Here is a 17,389-nt window from a genome sequence, read left to right on the forward strand (position 1 = left end):
TTTATTAGAATATATATATAAAAAAACTTATTGACCATTCTTATCAAAATGCTGAAAGTATAAAACAAGCATCAATGGTGTTGTCTGGTATTACAGATAATTCACAGCAAACTGCAGAACTGGCTGCAAAAATTGAAACATACGCAAAAGGAGTACAAGACTCTGCTAAAGTTGGTAAATCTTCAGTTAACTCAATAGTAGAAGTTATAAATGAGGTTGCAGTGAATGGGCAAAATGTAAGTAAAGAAGTTACTGAACTAGAAACTCAAAGTAATAAGATTTCAGAAATAGTTAATATAATTTCTCAAATTTCAGAACAAACCAATCTTTTGGCATTAAATGCAGCAATAGAAGCTGCTAGAGCTGGCGAGGCAGGTAGAGGATTTTCTGTAGTAGCTGAAGAAATAAGAAAACTTGCTGAAGATACTAATAATTCACTTCAGGATATAGGAAGTCTTGTAAAAGATATGAACAGCATAACAAAAAATGTAGTTTCTGCTGTAGAAATGACTGATAAAAAAATTATTCTTGGAGTTTCTCAATCTAATGAAGTGAAATTAAGTATAGATAAAATAATAGAGAATATGCAAAATACATTTAAGATGCTTAAAAACATTACAGATGGAGTTACAAATCAAGCTGCTTCTTTAGAGGAAATGACAGCTACTATTGAAGACATAAATATGACAATAGAAAATGGATTAAGTGTATCAAATGAAATTAAATCAAATCTTGATTCACAAGAAAAATTATTTGGTAAAATTGATAAAACTTCTAGTGAATTAGTTGATTTGTCTGAAAACATGAGTAATTTAACAAATATATTCAAATTATAAAAGAAAGGTTGGAAACATAGTTAGTGTTTCCAACCTCTTTTATATTAATATTAAGCTTCTCTTGTCTTTTTAATGATTTCACTAATTTTTCTAGCATTTTCAGCTATATCTTCAATACTGCCTTGAGTTAATAGTCCACCAAAACCACAAACATCAACACCGTTTTCTAACCATACATGTAAGTTATCAAGAGTGATTCCTCCACTTGCAAGAATCGGCATATAAGGAAGTGGTGTCTTGAATACTTTTACTAGTTTTGCTCCATAGAAGTCTGATATTGGGAATGCTTTGATAAATGCTGCCCCTAAGCTTAACGCATCAACTGCCTCAGTTAAAGATGTACAACCAGGTGCATATGGGATTTGGTATCTGTTACAGATTTTAGCTACACCTTCATCGTAATTTGGTGCAATAATGAATTGAGCTCCATGTAATATAGCATGACGAGCTGTTTCGCTATCTAAAACAGTTCCTGCTCCTACGCAAAGTGCTTCCCCATATTTTTTGCTAAGTCCTTCAATGATTTCTCCGGCATTATTCAAGGTATAGCTCATTTCCATAACTGGTATGCCACCTTTAATACAGCCTTCTGCGATTTCACATGCACGATCAAGTGTTTCTGCTCTTACAATTGCAAGTGCCCCAACTTCTGCCATTCTTTTTGTTATATTCATCTTTTTCATATAATCCACCTCGATATTCATTAAAATACGTTTATGTCTGTATTGAATTTAACTAAACTTATAAAGATTTGTATTATAAATCCTTATTAAATTTTTCTTTATAATCTTCTACTACACGTTTGATTTCATCAAGTTTTTCTCCTGTTACTCTGCTTACAGGAAGACGCGCCGGACCAACATTTATGCCATTAAATACAACAGTTTGCTTTATGACTGATGGTATTGTTCCAAACTTCAAAATACGGCGAAGTTCTTCAATACTATCTTGAGCTTTTTGTGCTGCTTCTATATCACCTTTTATAAAGTTGTTATAGATTGCTACATCAATACCAGCAAGGAAGTTTGCTGTTGCAGCAACTGCACCATGTCCACCTACTTTTAGGATGTCAAGAATAAGTGAATCTGATCCTGAGAATACTCCGAAGTCCTCTCCTTTAGTTGCCTCAAGATAAGCTTTCATGTTATCTAATTTTCCACCGCTGTCTTTGATTCCAACAATATTTTTAACCTTAGCTAATTCCTTTACTGATTCAGGTTCTATATTAATCCCTGTTTTACCAGGCATATTATACATCATTATTGGTAAATTAACTTCTGCTGCAACAGCTTTGTAGTGTTCAATTAGTTCTTTTTGGGTTGGTGGGACAAAATATGGAGTAATAATTGATAGTGCACTTGCACCTATTGCTTCCATTCTTTTTGATAAATTAATAACTTCACGTGTTGAATTACCACCTGTACCAACAAATACAGGGACACGATTATTAGTATGTTCAATAACGATTTTAGCAAACTCAACTTTTTCATCATCAGTAAGTACATGACATTCACCATTTGTACCTAAGATAAATAATCCATAAACTCCTTTATTAATTAGGTAATCGATCAAATCACGAGTTGCTTGTGGATTTATATCTTGATTTTCATCAAGTGGTGTAATCATTGCACATATAATACCTTTATAATCCATAAAAATTACTTCCCTTCTCTAATAGACTGTCCAAGACTTCCGCCTGGATGCCATTTTAAATATTTTTGCGAATCAAGCCCTTTAGCATATTGTAATGCAACGCTTAATGACTGTAACACAATAGTCTCTGCAAGAATTGAAGCACGAGGAGCTTTATTAAGATCATCTCCTTCTTTTTTTATGCCAGCAAACAAAAATGAATCTGAAGCGTTTTTTAACCATGAATCAGCATTACCACTAACACCAATTATTTTTGCTCCATTAGCTTTTAAAGTTTCTACAGTTGCTTTTAACTCTTGAGTTTCACCACTATTTGATATAGCTATAACAATATCTCCAGAAACTACTTGACCACTAGATCCATGAACTGCTTCCGTACCATGTAAGGTATAAGCAGGTGTTCCAGTTGATGAAAGTAGTGAAGAAACATATCCAGATACATGACCTGGTTTACCAATACCTGTAACATGTACACGTCCATGATTTTTTTCTGATTTAAGAATTAAATCACGTGCTTGATTAATAGCATTTTCATCTACTGAAGAAATAAATGTCGAAACTTCATTAGATAGAATTTCTAAGAATGTTGGTAGTGTTTTTTCTATCATAATTTATCCTCCTTAAAGTCATAAGAGCCATATATATGGCTCTTATATAATATTAATGTTTTACATAGGTTTTATTAATTGTAAAATCTTATGCAATGCAGTTCCCACTACGTTGTAGTCTATATTAGGGAATGTTGCACCTTCAATACCAAGTGTTCCGTAAACTGGATATAGTATTGTTGGTAAGAATGCAAGTAATAATCCAGCAACAAATGATCCTAAAAGAGCACCTCTCCATCCACCTGATGAGTTACCAAATACTGCAGCTGTACCACCTGAGAAGAAACATATATGAGCAGCCGGAATAATAACTACAGGGAATATGCTAGGGAATGATGCCATAACAACTATAGCTAATAAGCCTGCAGTATATGCTGATATAAATCCAAGGATTACTGCATTTGGTGCATATGGGAATACTGTTGGAACATCTAATGCAGGACGTGATCCTGGAATATATTTCTCTGAAATAATAACGAATGCAGCAGTTATTTCAGCTAAGAACATACGAACACCTGTCATTAATACTGACATACCAGCTACGAATGTAAATGCTTGAACTAGAGGGAACACTAGCCAGTGTTGTGAACCAGCAAGTTCTTGAGTAAATGTTTGCCCAGCTTTTACTGTAGCAACATAGAATAAAATTAACATAACTATTGATAGGCCCATTAAGAAATCTCTAAATATTGATAACCAACCAGGGAATTTTATGGTTTCTGTCGATTCTTCTTTATGTTTTGAGAATATACGACCAAGATAACCTGATAATCCATAACCAATCATATTAAAGTGACCAATTGCTTGCTCATCTCCACCTGTCATGTCACGCATAAATGGTTGGCAGAATTGAGGTAAAGCAGCTGACATAAACCCTAATATAGTTGCAGCAACTAAGATAGTAACTGTACTACTAAATCCGTGAGCTTGCATAATTAGTACAAGTACACAAGAGAAGAATAAACTATGACCTGTTGTAAAGAATATGTTCTTAAATCTTGTAATACGTGCAAATACTAAGTTTAATATGAATCCAAGAATCAATGTTAATGAAACTTCGAAACCATATGTACTTTGTGCAAGTGCTGTTGCAGCTTCAGGGGAAGCTATAACACCTGTTATACCAAAACCATATTGAAAAAGTTTGTTAAAGTTTTGTAATGATCCAGTCATTGCTGAAGCACCAATACCAAATACTAAGAAACCAATAAGTGTTTTTGAAGCACCAGTAAATATTTCAGTAACTGATTTTCTTTGAAGAATTAGACCTATACATGCAACTACACCAAGCAATACAGCAGGTGTACTTAATAAACTTATAATAAATTTCATATATATTACCCCTTATTTTATTAAATTTTGTTATTTTATTAAATTTTATTTTTCTTTTGAAGCAAGAAATTTTTCTAATGCTGTTTTAATTTCATTACGATCAACTATATTACGAATACCAATAATATCAAATTTTAAATTTTTACTTTGTAATTCTTCTGCAACATCAATTAATGTTTCTACTGCATCTCCATTAAATCCATTTAATGAATCTAATGAACCATGCTCTACTTCTATTGGAAAATTGTTTTCCTTTATAACTTGTTGAGTTTTGATCTTTAGCATTAAACTTGATCCAACCCCTGCTCTACATGCGATTAATAATTTATACATAACTAATTCCTCCTTTTATTTATGATTCATGTGCTTTTATAAAATCCATAACTTCTTTTGGATCCTTAGCGGTATCCAAAGTTTTAAAGAATTCATCCATTTCGAATAATTCAACTAACTCAGACATAGCACGTAAATGACTATTATTGTCTATTGCACTTAGGCAAAATACATACTTTACAGGATCATTATCTTCATTTCCAAACTCAACAGGATTTTCTAAAGTAGCAATTCCTATTGAAATTTCTTTTGATCCTGCTTCTGGCCTTGCATGCGGAAGTGCCACATGTTTTGTAATTACTATATATGGACCAGATTCTTTTGCTGTATTAACCATAGCATCTACATAAGCTTCAGTTACTTTATTATTTTCAACTAAAACTGAAGCAGATTGTCTTATAGCATCCTCCCAATCTTTAGCTGGAACATTTAGTTTTATTAGTGTTTCATTTGTAATATCACTTAGCATAAGTCCTTCTTCTCCTTTAGACGTAAAATTTTCTATTTGTGTAAAATAGGATAATAATTCACTTGAAAGCATACTTTCAGAAGTTACTTTCGCATATTTTTTTATTATATCCATAACTTCATCTATTTTTGGTTGTCTTAAAAAAATATCACCCAATTGAATATACACTTCACGTGTAATTTTATATTTCTCTTTTTGGGTCATTACAGGACTAACTTTAATTACTGGTGCATCTATTTCTAAACCTTCAGCTTTATAATTAGTAGTAAACACTATATCTACAGGTTCAACGAAGTTTTCTAGTTTAGAAGATTCTAACGGTGGTAAAAAGTGTAGTTCTGGAAATAAACTTGTAAGCTCTGCATGTAAGATAGCTGAACTACCAACACCGTTTGAACAAACTATTAGAGCTGTCCTTTTTCTAAGAATATCAAATTCTTTTTTATTAGAGAAAATAGCTGCAAAATGCATTGTTAAATAAGCTAATTCCTCTTCTTGAATTTCTTCTCCAAATAGGCTACAGAATTCTTTCATTGCATTACTTACAATTCTGTATACTAATCGGTATTCTTCTTTTACCTTTTCACAAAGTGGATTGTAAACAGGTAATTTGAACAAAAGTCTGTAATAAGCAGGTCTAAAATGAGAGTATAGTTGTTTAAATATTTTTTCTTTGCTTATATAATAAACACCACTTAAATACTCAAAATTTGTCATCATCTTATTTACAATTTCTGAAATAACAGACCTATCTTTTGTATCTTCTTCATCATCTCCTACTGATATACCTAAAATCCAAGCACTAATGTACATTACATCATGAGATTTTATTTTATCTTTGCTATCATATAATTCTAATAATTCTTCAGCAAATTTATATTCCTTCATGGAGTTCATAACTGCAATATTAGGAATATCTATATTTTTTGAAATAATTATCTTCTTTGAAAGCATTCTAGCTTTTAAGAAAATGAATATATAGATGAATTCTACTAATCTGTTTTCTACAAAAGTAATTTCATGTTTTTTTACAAGCTTTGATATTACTTCTTTAGCTTTCTCGAAACTGTCTAATTTATACTCTTCGATAAAAATATCAAAAACTCTTGAACTTTCTTCATTTGATAGGGTCTCTATAATATTTTTTATAAGTACTCTTCTAATTTCCATCTCAGACCCAATTAAATAATAGCCGTTTGTACGATTGTTTTTTATTTCAATGCCTTTTTTTTCAAGATCCGGAATCAAATCTTTAAAATCAAGGTTTACAGTAGATCTGCTTACCTTTAAAGAATCAATAAAATGATTTATTGATACATCTTCCATGTTAATAAAAAGCATTAAATACATATATAAAAGTCGTTCTGTTTTATTGAAGTAGTAAGTGTTTTTGGAATAATTTTCTTCAAGAATTTCTTTAATTGCATCCTTTGTTTCTTTTGGTACTACAATATCCTTATTAGTGCCTAAAGTTATAAGGGGTGCTTTTTTAGACTTAAACAGTTCATTAATTTTATCTAACCTATAAGTAATTTGTCTTTTCGAGGAATTAGTTTCTTCTTGCAAACCTTTTGTAGTAACTAGTGTACTATTTAATAAAATCTGAAGAATTGATACAATTTCTTTATCCATTTATAATAACCCCCACTTCTTTATTAAGATTAATTATAATCTTTTCCTTGGAGTTTATTTTTCATCCCCTCCTCAATATTTATTCTATTTGAAACATTTATCGTTTTCAATTTCATTTGGGTTCAACTTTTGTATTAAGACTAAACAAAATTTGAATTCTATTTAAAAAATAATTACAAAACCTTGATGAATACTAAGTTCTATTAAATATTTTGACGAAGAACTATTTGTATTTTGAATTAACTATATTTTACATAAAATAAAAAAAGATGAAATTTTTCAGTTTCATCTTTTTATAAATAATCAAATTTAGTAGCAAAAGTTCTATGTTTTACATATAATATACTAAAGATTTTATTATCTAGTTTTAACTAATTGCAATTGTCGTATTTTTAATTCTCCTCTATTTACTTCTTAACCTTATAACGATATAAAAACCTAGAAGAATTAAGACTCTTCTAGGTTTTATTTTATATCAATTTAAATTTATTTGCAAATAAAATACATAATTCGACAATGTCATCTTTTCTAGCTAAAGCAGTTATCCAATCTTCAGGTATACTATCAATGCCATAATACAACCCTGCTAGTCCACCTATTAAGGCACCGATTGTATCTGTATCTTCACCTAAGTTTATTCCTTTTAAAACAGCTTCTTTATATGATTTGCTAGTTAATAAACACCAAAAAACAGCTTCTAAAGTATCTAACACATAACCTGTAGATTTAATATCTCCTTCTTTAAGTATTCTGATATCCTGCTTTAATATTCTTGAAAACTTATCTAGTTCTTTTGTAGGTTTGTTTATGTAATGTTTAAGTATAGTTTCCTTCATTAACTCATAACTATCCCTTAAACTGTAACCTTTTAATATGTTTATCCCCATTTCGATATATATTGAGCAGGCTACTTTGCTTACAATATGACCATGAGTTATACCTGAGACTTCACCAACTATTCTAAATTTTCTAAAGGAGTTTGTTTCATTATTCAAATAAAATATAAAAGGAAGTATTCTCATTAAAGAGCCGTTTCCATTATCAAAAACAGTTCTATTACCAGATTCTAATGGAGCTATGCCTCTTTTTATTCTTTTTAAAGACTCTATCGTAGTAAACCCAACATCGAATACTCTTCCCCTAGCTGTCCAATGACCATTTTCAAGCCATGCTAAAAATGTATTAGCTAAATTTACTATATCATATCCTTGGAGCAAACTTTCCATTGTGCATAATAATAATGAACTATCATCTGACCATGTTCCTTTCTGCTGTCCATGAACACCAAAAGAACGCATATCAACAACCGGTTTATATTTAAGTGTTCCTCTATCAACAAATTCTACGGGTACGCCTAGTGCATCTCCAACGCAAAAACCTAATACGGATCCTTGTACTAATCTTATCATTGAAACACTTCCTTACTATATATAATTTTAAAAATTTATTCTATTAATACATCAACTTCTAGTTTTAAGTAACATAAACTATTTTTCAACACCTTTTTAATTAACATTCTATAACCTCTATTTAATAGAAATTCACATTCATTTTGTAAAAAACTCAAGTTTCCAATATATGCACCATGGGCACCTTTAGGAACATTCATGTGTAATATTAGATTACTATCATATATTTCGCCTTCAACTAAACTTGTACTCATAAAAGCCTTATCTTCAATAATCTTTCCTTCTAATTGATTAACATGTAGATTTCTAAGCTCCCCAAGCATCATTTTTGATGTTCCTCTATAGACTAATATATCCTCTGGAGTAACAGCTTTTTCTAAAGCACTAGTTAATAAGTGGCAGTATGCTTCATTTGCACCATTAAAAGAACCAAATCCTCTTAAAGTATCATTAATATTACTATAAAATACTTCGCCAGTATACTTGGTTAGTGCAACTCTTTCTTTAGTAGTTAGAGTATCTAACCACGACTTATAAGAAGCTTTACCCCAAGAGTCAGCTTCTTTAGCACTTTTAAACCATATAGGTTCTTCCAATATATTAAACTTTAAAAAATCTATTACTTGCATACTCATATTAATCTACCTACTCTTATTGTTATTAATCATTTAGCTCATCCTAAATTCGAGTTGTATGATAAAAACACCATACAACTCAGTTATGAATATTACGGTGCTTTAAATTCCTTTAATTAATATATTTTCATATAAATGCATCTTTGCTATTGTTTTACACCGTATTATCCACTTTTCAAAGAACAACGATTTGAAAGCTTACATCTAATTGCCTAAAGTAAATGTTTTCTTATATAAATATATGATATTTACTCTATTTATGATAATAAATTAATTCTTTTATTTTATATTAAAATTATAGCATATTTAACCAAATTGTATAACGTAAATTTATAAAAAAATAATCAACTTAATTGAATAATATTAAAGATTTAAGTCAATAATTTCAATAACATTCCCCCAATGAATGTTGTTCATATAAAGGAAGGATATAAAGACCATTGAATATCACCAATATTTACCTCTTCCTTCCTTTAATTTTTTTAAATATATCAACCTCCTATTTTGATATATTTCACATATAAAAAGAAGGTACTACAATTTTTTATAGAGTACCTTCTTTTATATTTATTTAAATCTATAAGTTTAAATCCATTAAAATCTCATCATAATAAATCCCATCAATATTAAAAAAGTTTTTATGAACTCCAGTCTTTACGAATCCATGCTTTTCATATAATTTTATAGCATTAACATTGTCAGATTTAACTCCTAAACTGATGTTTTTTATCATTTTAGTACTTTTTGCAAAGTTTATAGTTGCATCCATAATAGCGTTTCCTACTCCTAATCCCCAATAGGTCTTTTTTACCGATATCGAAAACTCACTATTATGTGCTATTCTTTTTCTTGAGCTAGTAATTAACCCTGAAACACTAATGATTTCATTATTAATTAACCCTAACAACATAATTGAGTTAGGGTTATTCGTAAGATTTTTTATATATTCTTTTTCTTGTTCAATGGATAGATGGAAATCATCTTTTGAAAAAAGCAAGTTATCACTTTCTCCTCCTATAGTGTTTAGATATTTGATCATATTTTCAGCATCTTCAATTGTAGGTTTCCTAATAAATAAAACTTCACCGTTTTTTAATTTAACCTCTTTCATGAATATCACTCCTAAATATAAATTACTTTGTCCAATGAGAAGGCCTAATAAGAGTTTTGGGTAATCTTGTATTATAATCGCCTTTGGCAGAATTAATCTGAGCTTGAGTTAAATAAATACTTTTTGACAAATCAGCTCCCCTAATATTAGCATCTCTTAAGTCTGCACCTATAAGATCAGTAAAACTTAAATCTACACCACTTAAATTTGCAGCAATTAAAAAAGATCCACTTAAATCCTCTCCAATTAATTCAGTTTTTCTAAGGTCTTTTCCTATAAGGCTGAAATTGTTTTTAGCTTTTAAATGATTTAAGTTTTTTTTCTTTACCTTATTTCTAATGGATTTACTAGTTTCTAAAAGTAGTTTGTTTACTTCAAACCTATGAGAAATAATATCTATTTTTAAGATAGCTTGACTATCTAATTTAGTAAAGTCCTCAGTTCTTTGAATCAATGGCTCTAAATTTTTCTTAACTTCTAAATCGGATTGTAACCTAAATGCTTCAGTAAGATACCAAAGTATTTCATGAAGTTGCCTAACAATAACAAAAACTTCATACATTTCTTTTGAAATATTGGGATTGTCTTTCCAGCTTTCACCGCTATATGTAACTTGAGAGACTTTTTGTCCTGCTCCAAAACAATCGTAAGCAAGGCAGCCTTTAAGACCTTTTTTATTTAAGTCTTTATGAACCCTACATTTAAAATCATCTTTTAGATTTATACAGGGTTTGCCTGCAATTTTATCTATAGGAAACCCCTCTGATTTAGAAAAAAATAATGATACACAACATAATCCAAAACAATTTTCACAATTGGACGTAAGACTTTCTTTTATATTAATTTCTTTAGTATACATAAATTCATATCCTCTTTCTTGCTTTATAAAAATATTAGGGACTCCATACAACTACATTTAAATTTCTACAAGGTCTACTCTATTTCCTTCGTATTCCAAAAATTTTAAAAGATCAGAGTAAGAAATGGTTATTGTTGCGGTATTCGTATTTGGATGAAAGTTTATTTTATCTAATCCAACTAAATCTCTATCTAATAAAACAATAACTTCCTTTTTAGAATCGTTTATAACTCCAAAAGGAGTTACTGATCCTGGTTTTAATCCTAAATAATTGTTTAAACGCTCATCACTAGCAAAGGATAACCTGGTACTATTTAGATACCTTGCTAATTCCTTAAGATTAGCTTTCTTTGAATCTTCTAGAATAAGAAGATAATGTATATCACCTTTACTATTTTTTAGAAATAAGTTTTTACAGTACATACCTTCAAACTTTATATCAAGTGTATCTAATTCATCTATGGTAAATACTGCCTTATGGTTATATAATCTGTATTTAATATTAAGCTCTTCTAGTAAGCTTGTTACTTCTCTTATTATCTTTTCCATGTTTATCCCTCTTTAATGGTAAATTTGTTATTATTAACATATCATTTATAAATACTTTTTGCAAACTTAGAAAATTTATAAATCTTTTTTAGAAAAGATGATAATATAGAATTAAAAGGGAGGTATATTATGATAATAGATAAGATGCAGAACTTAAAGAATTTAACAGCACAAGAACAAGCTGTGATTGAGCATGTTATTAAATTTCCTAAAGACTTATTAGAGATGAATGTTTCTGAACTTGCAAAAGCCAGCTATACAAGTGCATCAACAATTATTAGAGTCTGTAAAAAGCTTGGAACTAAAGGATTTGGTGATTTAAAATTTATATACGCATCTGAGTATCCTGAAATGATGAAATTAAAAGAATCTTTAAAAACGATTCCTTATGATGCAAACAGTACAATAGATGATATTATACATACTATGCCACTTATATATTCTAAGGCAATTGACCATACAAGGAGTATGATTGATAGAAATGTTTTAATAAACGTAATTAGCTTAATGAAAAAAGCTAAAGTTATTGATATATATGGTGATGGAATAAATAACGAAGTTGCAAAAATGTTTTGCTATAAGTTAGGAGAGATAGGTATAACGTCAAATTCATATTCAAGCATACACTGGAGTCATGCTAGCTTTCTTCAGCTTGAGAATATTCCTAGTTTTTCAATTTTAATATCTCATACTGGAAAAAATTCTAATGTAATTGATGCTGCCAAACGTTTAAAAAAATGTAATATGCCTACTCTCTCTATTAGTGGAAATATAGATCAAAGGCTAGCTGAATTAACCGATTATAATATACATATAATGACTACTGAAAACACTTTAGAATTTTCAAATGTTATTTTTACAATGTCTACTCAGTATATACTTGATATTTTGGTTGCTTCTTTATTGGTTCATCGTTATGATGTTGTATTAAAAACTGCCAATAAATTAAAAGGAGCTAGGTATGAGTGGATGAATGATAGTTAAGTTAAATTATTGGAGCTTTTTTTCAGGAAACAAACGTTATCATTAAAACTTTTGAATATTGGAACCATATTTCATAATTGGTATAACAAATAATCAATTTTAATCTATAATATTGCTTATAAGTTTCAATCATTGTTATATCCTTTTTGTATAATTAGTGATTTATAATGGTTAGACATAAGATTAAGCAATAGGAGGAAGAAAATATGACAACAAGAAAATTTCCAGAAGGATTTTTATGGGGAGGAGCTACTGCTGCAAATCAAGTTGAAGGTGGTTATAAAGAAGGCGGAAAAGGCTTAAGTGTCTCTGACTGTGCTAGACACCATCTTGATGTAGATGTAACAGATTATAAAGCTCATAATACAGTTACTACTAAGGATATTGAAGATGCATTAAAGTCTGAAGATGAATCATTATATCCAAAACGCCATGGATCTGATTTCTATCACCATTATAAAGAAGATATAAAGATGTTTGGAGAAATGGGATTTAAAGTTTATCGTATGTCTATAGCATGGTCTAGAATATTCCCTAATGGTGACGATAAAGAACCTAATGAGGAAGGTTTAAAATTCTATGATGATGTTTTTGATGAATGTTTAAAACACGGAATTGAGCCATTAGTAACTATGTCACATTATGAACCACCTATTAATTTAACTTTAAATTATGACGGATGGTATTCTAGAGAAGTTATAGGTTTCTTTGAGAAATATGTAAAAACAATTTGTGAAAGATATAAAAATAAGGTAAAATATTGGTTGACCTTTAATGAAGTTGATTCAATGATAAGACACCCTTACACTACAGGTGGTTTAATTGAAGATAGATTCCCAGAAATGAATTGGGAGCAAGTTATTTTTCAGGCTATGCATCATCAATTTGTAGCTAGCGCATTAGCTACAAAGATTTGTCATGAAATAATACCAGATTCAAAGGTTGGTTGTATGCTTACAAAATTAACATATTATCCGTATACATGTAAGCCAGAAGATGTATTAAAAGCGCAACAAGATATGAGATCAACTTATTGTTACAGTGATACACAAGTCTTTGGAGAGTATCCTGCATACTTACTTTCAAGATTTAAAAATAATGGTATAGAAATAAAGAAAGAAGCTAACGATGATGAGATAATGAAAAAATATCCAGTTGATTTTGTATCATTCTCTTACTACATGTCCTCTTGTTCAGCTGCCTCAACAGATGGATTAGATGTTACTGCTGGAAATACAATTAATGCAATTAAAAATCCATATCTACCTTCAAGTGATTGGGGATGGCAGATTGATCCAATTGGTCTTAGAATTTCAATGGTAGATTTATACGACCGTTATCGTAAGCCTCTATTTATTGTTGAAAATGGATTAGGAGCTAAAGATGTTGTTAAAGAAGATGGAACTATAGATGACCAATACCGTATAGATTATTTTGAAGCTCATTTCAAAGCTATGTTAGATGCTATAGAATATGATGGTGTGGATTGTTTAGGATATACATCATGGGGATGTATTGATATAATTTCTGAATCTACAAAACAAATGTCCAAACGTTATGGGTTTATTTATGTAGATTGTGATGACTATGGAAATGGTACCTACAAGAGAATTCCTAAAAAATCTTTTTATTGGTATAAAAAAGTTATTGAATCTAATGGAAAGTGTTTATTTTAATACTAATGATTACAAAGAGTAATAACAAAGTTATTACTCTTTTCTAAGGGGGACAAGATGGATATAAATGTTGTTATTAATCAAATGATTCAATTATTTTTAATTCTTGGTTTGGGATATTTTCTAAATAAAATAAAGCTTTTTGATGCTGAGCTAAACCAAAAACTAAATAAGCTCTTACTTAATGTGACAACACCAGCTTTAATAATAGCTTCTGTAGGATCTTTGGAGCCTAGCAATGATAGTAGTGAAGTTTTAGTTGTTTTTTTAGTTGCGGTAACTATTTTTGCTATATTACCATTTTTAAGTTATATTTTAGTCAAGATAATGAGAATTCCAAACCATCAAAAGGGACTTTATATGTTTATGACTATATTTTCTAACATAGGATTTATGGGATTTCCAGTTATGAAATCTATATTTGGTAATCAGGCTGTTTTTTACACTTCAATATTTAATATGATATTTAATTTTTTAGTATTTACCTTAGGTGTATTTTTGATTAATTATGGTACTGAAAAAGAAGTTAAACCAAATGTTAAGAACCTTTTAACACCAGGAATAATATCATCCATAATCGCAATTATTATCTATTTTTTAAGAATACCTATACCTACAATTTTTGTATCCAGTTTTGATATGGTTGGAAGCATAACTACTCCAATTGCTATGATGCTTATTGGCTCCACTTTAGCTAATATTGATATTAAAGAAGTATTTACTGAGTTTAGGATATATCCTTATACTATAATAAAGCAAATATTGATACCATTAGCAGCATATCCTATTCTAAGTTATTTTATAACTAACCCTTTGATTTTAGGGGTTGCTTTAATTAACTTGGCCATGCCTGTTGCTAATAGTGCAGTTTTGTTTGCTACTCAATATGATGGCGACTTAAAACTTGCAGCTAAGTCAGTGTTTATCACTACTTTGCTTTCTGTTTTCACAATTCCAGTAATTGTTGCATTATTTTTATAAAGAAGAGGATATCGCAAAGTTGTGATATCCTCTTCTTTATAACTTAAGCTTCTCTTTTTTAAATACCCTAAATAAACCGTAGATGCTTAAGCCTATACCAATAATTAATATTGGAAATGCGTCTTCAAAAAATAGTCCAGAGCAAAGCAATAATAATGCACACATAATATCAAAATTTGAATCTTTGCTTTTATTCATTATGTACCTCCTTTCCACTTTTCGCTAACTTTATCTTCACCTTTGTAGTAATTTGCCTGTTCTCCTAATTCATATACTTCTTTATCACAGATATTTATCTTACCTGAATCAGGATATTCGCATACATCAAAGCCTACATCTGTTCGTATATCTAAAAATTTCAAAGGTTCATTTGTATGATTATAGAGTTGATGAGCACCAGTTGCTCCCATTTCAAAAAAAATGATATCTCCAGCTTTTATCTCCTTAAACCCTTCTGGAGTCCTTAAGGTTCCGCTTCCTTCTAAAATCACAAATATTTCTTCAGCATTTCTATGAAAATGGTAGGGATAAGAATACTTATCTGGATCTAAGGATCTGACATCAAATTTTAAATGTTTTGAGCCAACAAGTTCCGCTAGTTTTTCACTAGTATGCCAAGAAAATTCTGGTATAGGAGATTGTCTAACTTTGTAATTTATATTTCCACCATTAAAGATATGTGCCATAGTTCCCCTCATTTAATAAAAATATTATATTTATATATTAGTATAACATATTATATATTTTTATACAATATATTGAATTTAATGCGAAAAAAGTATGTAGACTTCTTTATGTAAAGCAAATCTACATACTTTTTTTTTATAATAAAGATTTATAATATTCTTCTTGCAGCATAAAATGACCAAATTTTTGATACTTTTACTACATCCCCGGTCTGAGGTGCATGTATCATTTGTCCATTTCCAACATATATACCTATATGTCCTGCACTAGTAAGTACTAAGTCCCCAGGTTGTAAATTAGAATAACTTACTGCTACTCCATCGTTTATCTGGGTATATGTAGTTCTTGATATGTATATTCCTGCCTGTCTATAAACATATTGTGTAAACCCGGAACAATCAAATACATCAGGCCCAGTAGCACCCCAAACATAGTCTGCACCTAATTTGCTGTAAGCTATTTCTAAAATCTTTGAAGCAGATGCAGATACTGGTGCATTGCTTGAAGGATTTGTATTAGTGTTGTTTGATGGTTTTTGAGCTTGATTATTAGTAGGTGACGTTTGTGTATTAGTTTGCTTGTTTGCCTCAATTTCAGCTTTTTTCTTATTAATTGAAGTATTTGCCTTTGTGAGTAAGTTGTTTATTTCATTTTTAACATCTGAATTAGTTACAGTTGACTTTAAAGAGTTCAAAGCTGAAATTGAATTATTTAAATCGTTGATTGAACTACTTGTGTTATTTATTATATTCTCAAAAGGTTTATATAAATTTCTTTCTGTAGTTATTAAATCACTAGAAAGTTTTGAATACTCTTCTTTAGCTTTTTGAATGTAAACTAGTTGTTCATCTTTTTTTTGATCTAAATCACTTAATTTAGATTTATTAAGTGAATTTAAATTCTCCAGTTCAGTCTTTTTAGTGTCTAATCGAGCAACACTAACATCATATTCCTTCTTCTTTTCATCAAGCTCCTCTAGGATTTGTTTATCCAAACTTAGTATCTTACCAATCGCTTGGGCTTTTGAAATAAAATCGCCTATACTATTTGCACTAAATAAAACAGTTATGTAATTTGCTTGTCCACCATTTTCGTATAAAAATTTAATTCTAGTTTTAAATAGTTCTTCCTTTTTCTCAAATTCTTTTTTATTATCTTCTATTTGAACATTAAGTGCTTCAATATCTTTATTAACAGAAGAAATATTACTTTCATTTTCTTGAACGGCTAGAACTAATTTTTGTATTTCTATATTTAATTCATCTGCTTTATTTTGTAATTCAGCATATTTTTGTTCTGCTGCTGATATCTGATTTTTTCTATTATCTAAATCTTGCTGTTGAGCTGTTGTTAAAGGGTCAGCTAGTGCTTGTACACCTGTTCCGAATAACATTGAAGCTACAAGTAAACCTATCATCAATTTTTTCTTCATAAATATGTACGGTATCTCTATATAATAAGAGTTATACCTATCCCTCCCCCACTAATACTTAAGTTAATTATATACTATCATCTATTACCCATTATAACAAATGTAATTTAAACCACACAGTTAAATTTTCTTTAATTTTACTAATCTGTATAGCTTAATGAAATGAGGTTAATAATTTTAACGAGACTAACTATATGAAGTCA

General features: G+C 29.7%; 18 protein-coding genes. 4 read left to right on the forward strand and 14 right to left on the reverse strand.

All coding sequences use genetic code 11. The features are described 5' to 3' along the window. Positions 1-80 precede the first annotated feature (80 nt). Positions 81-836, forward strand: a complete 756-nt coding sequence (locus B3N22_RS12100; protein WP_286907439.1) for a methyl-accepting chemotaxis protein — start codon at positions 81-83, stop codon at positions 834-836. Between the two features lie 50 nt (positions 837-886). On the opposite strand, the gene B3N22_RS12105 is transcribed toward B3N22_RS12100, so the two are convergent. The 11 genes from B3N22_RS12105 to B3N22_RS12155 form a co-directional block, all read right to left on the reverse strand. Beyond that, entirely contained in the window at positions 887-1,519 is a 633-nt protein-coding gene (locus tag B3N22_RS12105; protein ID WP_021801982.1) for a beta/alpha barrel domain-containing protein, read from the reverse strand. Between the two features lie 73 nt (positions 1,520-1,592). Beyond that, positions 1,593-2,489, reverse strand: a complete 897-nt coding sequence (gene dapA, locus B3N22_RS12110) for a 4-hydroxy-tetrahydrodipicolinate synthase (protein ID WP_286907444.1) — start codon at positions 2,487-2,489, stop codon at positions 1,593-1,595. 5 nt (positions 2,490-2,494) lie between these two features. Then, entirely contained in the window at positions 2,495-3,097 is a 603-nt protein-coding gene (locus tag B3N22_RS12115; RefSeq protein WP_286907445.1) for an SIS domain-containing protein, read from the reverse strand. Positions 3,098-3,157: 60 nt separating this feature from the next. Then, a complete protein-coding gene (locus B3N22_RS12120) occupies positions 3,158-4,429 on the reverse strand; it encodes a PTS ascorbate transporter subunit IIC (RefSeq protein WP_286907448.1) in 1,272 nt (423 codons plus the stop codon). A 45-nt stretch (positions 4,430-4,474) separates the two neighbouring features. Then, positions 4,475-4,762 (reverse strand): PTS sugar transporter subunit IIB, encoded by a 288-nt coding sequence (locus B3N22_RS12125; protein WP_286907450.1) that lies wholly within the window; start codon positions 4,760-4,762, stop codon positions 4,475-4,477. Between the two features lie 19 nt (positions 4,763-4,781). Continuing rightward, positions 4,782-6,863, reverse strand: coding sequence for a BglG family transcription antiterminator (locus B3N22_RS12130; RefSeq protein ID WP_286907453.1), 2,082 nt, complete (start codon positions 6,861-6,863; stop codon positions 4,782-4,784). A gap of 470 nt (positions 6,864-7,333) precedes the next feature. Then, positions 7,334-8,272 carry an ADP-ribosylglycohydrolase family protein gene (locus tag B3N22_RS12135; RefSeq protein WP_286907455.1) on the reverse strand — a complete coding sequence of 313 codons (939 nt, stop codon included), beginning with the start codon at positions 8,270-8,272 and terminating at the stop codon, positions 7,334-7,336. A gap of 35 nt (positions 8,273-8,307) precedes the next feature. Next, complete coding sequence (locus B3N22_RS12140) at positions 8,308-8,907, reverse strand: ADP-ribosyltransferase (RefSeq protein ID WP_286907458.1); 600 nt, start codon at positions 8,905-8,907, stop codon at positions 8,308-8,310. A gap of 577 nt (positions 8,908-9,484) precedes the next feature. Beyond that, the gene (locus tag B3N22_RS12145) at positions 9,485-10,018 is read right to left on the reverse strand and encodes a GNAT family N-acetyltransferase (RefSeq protein WP_286907460.1); all 534 of its coding nucleotides are present in this window, start codon (positions 10,016-10,018) and stop codon (positions 9,485-9,487) included. A gap of 22 nt (positions 10,019-10,040) precedes the next feature. Next, positions 10,041-10,877 (reverse strand): pentapeptide repeat-containing protein, encoded by an 837-nt coding sequence (locus B3N22_RS12150; RefSeq protein WP_286907463.1) that lies wholly within the window; start codon positions 10,875-10,877, stop codon positions 10,041-10,043. 57 nt (positions 10,878-10,934) lie between these two features. Continuing rightward, positions 10,935-11,426 (reverse strand): prolyl-tRNA synthetase associated domain-containing protein, encoded by a 492-nt coding sequence (locus tag B3N22_RS12155; protein WP_286907466.1) that lies wholly within the window; start codon positions 11,424-11,426, stop codon positions 10,935-10,937. A gap of 129 nt (positions 11,427-11,555) precedes the next feature. Between B3N22_RS12155 and B3N22_RS12160 the strand changes: the two genes are divergently transcribed. The 3 genes from B3N22_RS12160 (at position 11,556) to B3N22_RS12170 (ending at position 15,067) form a co-directional block, all read left to right on the forward strand. Continuing rightward, a complete protein-coding gene (locus B3N22_RS12160) occupies positions 11,556-12,410 on the forward strand; it encodes a MurR/RpiR family transcriptional regulator (RefSeq protein WP_286907468.1) in 855 nt (284 codons plus the stop codon). Positions 12,411-12,616: 206 nt separating this feature from the next. After that, positions 12,617-14,086, forward strand: coding sequence for a 6-phospho-beta-glucosidase (ascB, locus tag B3N22_RS12165; RefSeq protein WP_286907470.1), 1,470 nt, complete (start codon positions 12,617-12,619; stop codon positions 14,084-14,086). A 57-nt stretch (positions 14,087-14,143) separates the two neighbouring features. Then, a complete protein-coding gene (locus B3N22_RS12170; protein WP_073016347.1) occupies positions 14,144-15,067 on the forward strand; it encodes an AEC family transporter in 924 nt (307 codons plus the stop codon). Positions 15,068-15,103: 36 nt separating this feature from the next. Here the strand turns inward: B3N22_RS12170 and B3N22_RS12175 are convergent, their stop codons facing one another. The 3 genes from B3N22_RS12175 to B3N22_RS12185 form a co-directional block, all read right to left on the reverse strand. Further along, a complete protein-coding gene (locus tag B3N22_RS12175; protein WP_286907473.1) occupies positions 15,104-15,265 on the reverse strand; it encodes a hypothetical protein in 162 nt (53 codons plus the stop codon). After that, positions 15,265-15,753 (reverse strand): cupin domain-containing protein, encoded by a 489-nt coding sequence (locus B3N22_RS12180; RefSeq protein ID WP_286907475.1) that lies wholly within the window; start codon positions 15,751-15,753, stop codon positions 15,265-15,267. The genes B3N22_RS12175 and B3N22_RS12180 overlap by 1 nt, the downstream gene beginning before the upstream one ends. A gap of 149 nt (positions 15,754-15,902) precedes the next feature. Then, positions 15,903-17,186, reverse strand: a complete 1,284-nt coding sequence (locus B3N22_RS12185) for a C40 family peptidase (RefSeq protein ID WP_286907477.1) — start codon at positions 17,184-17,186, stop codon at positions 15,903-15,905. Positions 17,187-17,389: the final 203 nt, after the last annotated feature.

This window comes from Clostridium sp. UBA1652 (assembly GCF_002320975.1).
GTDB classification, from domain to species: Bacteria; Bacillota; Clostridia; order Clostridiales; family Clostridiaceae; genus Clostridium_T; species Clostridium_T intestinale.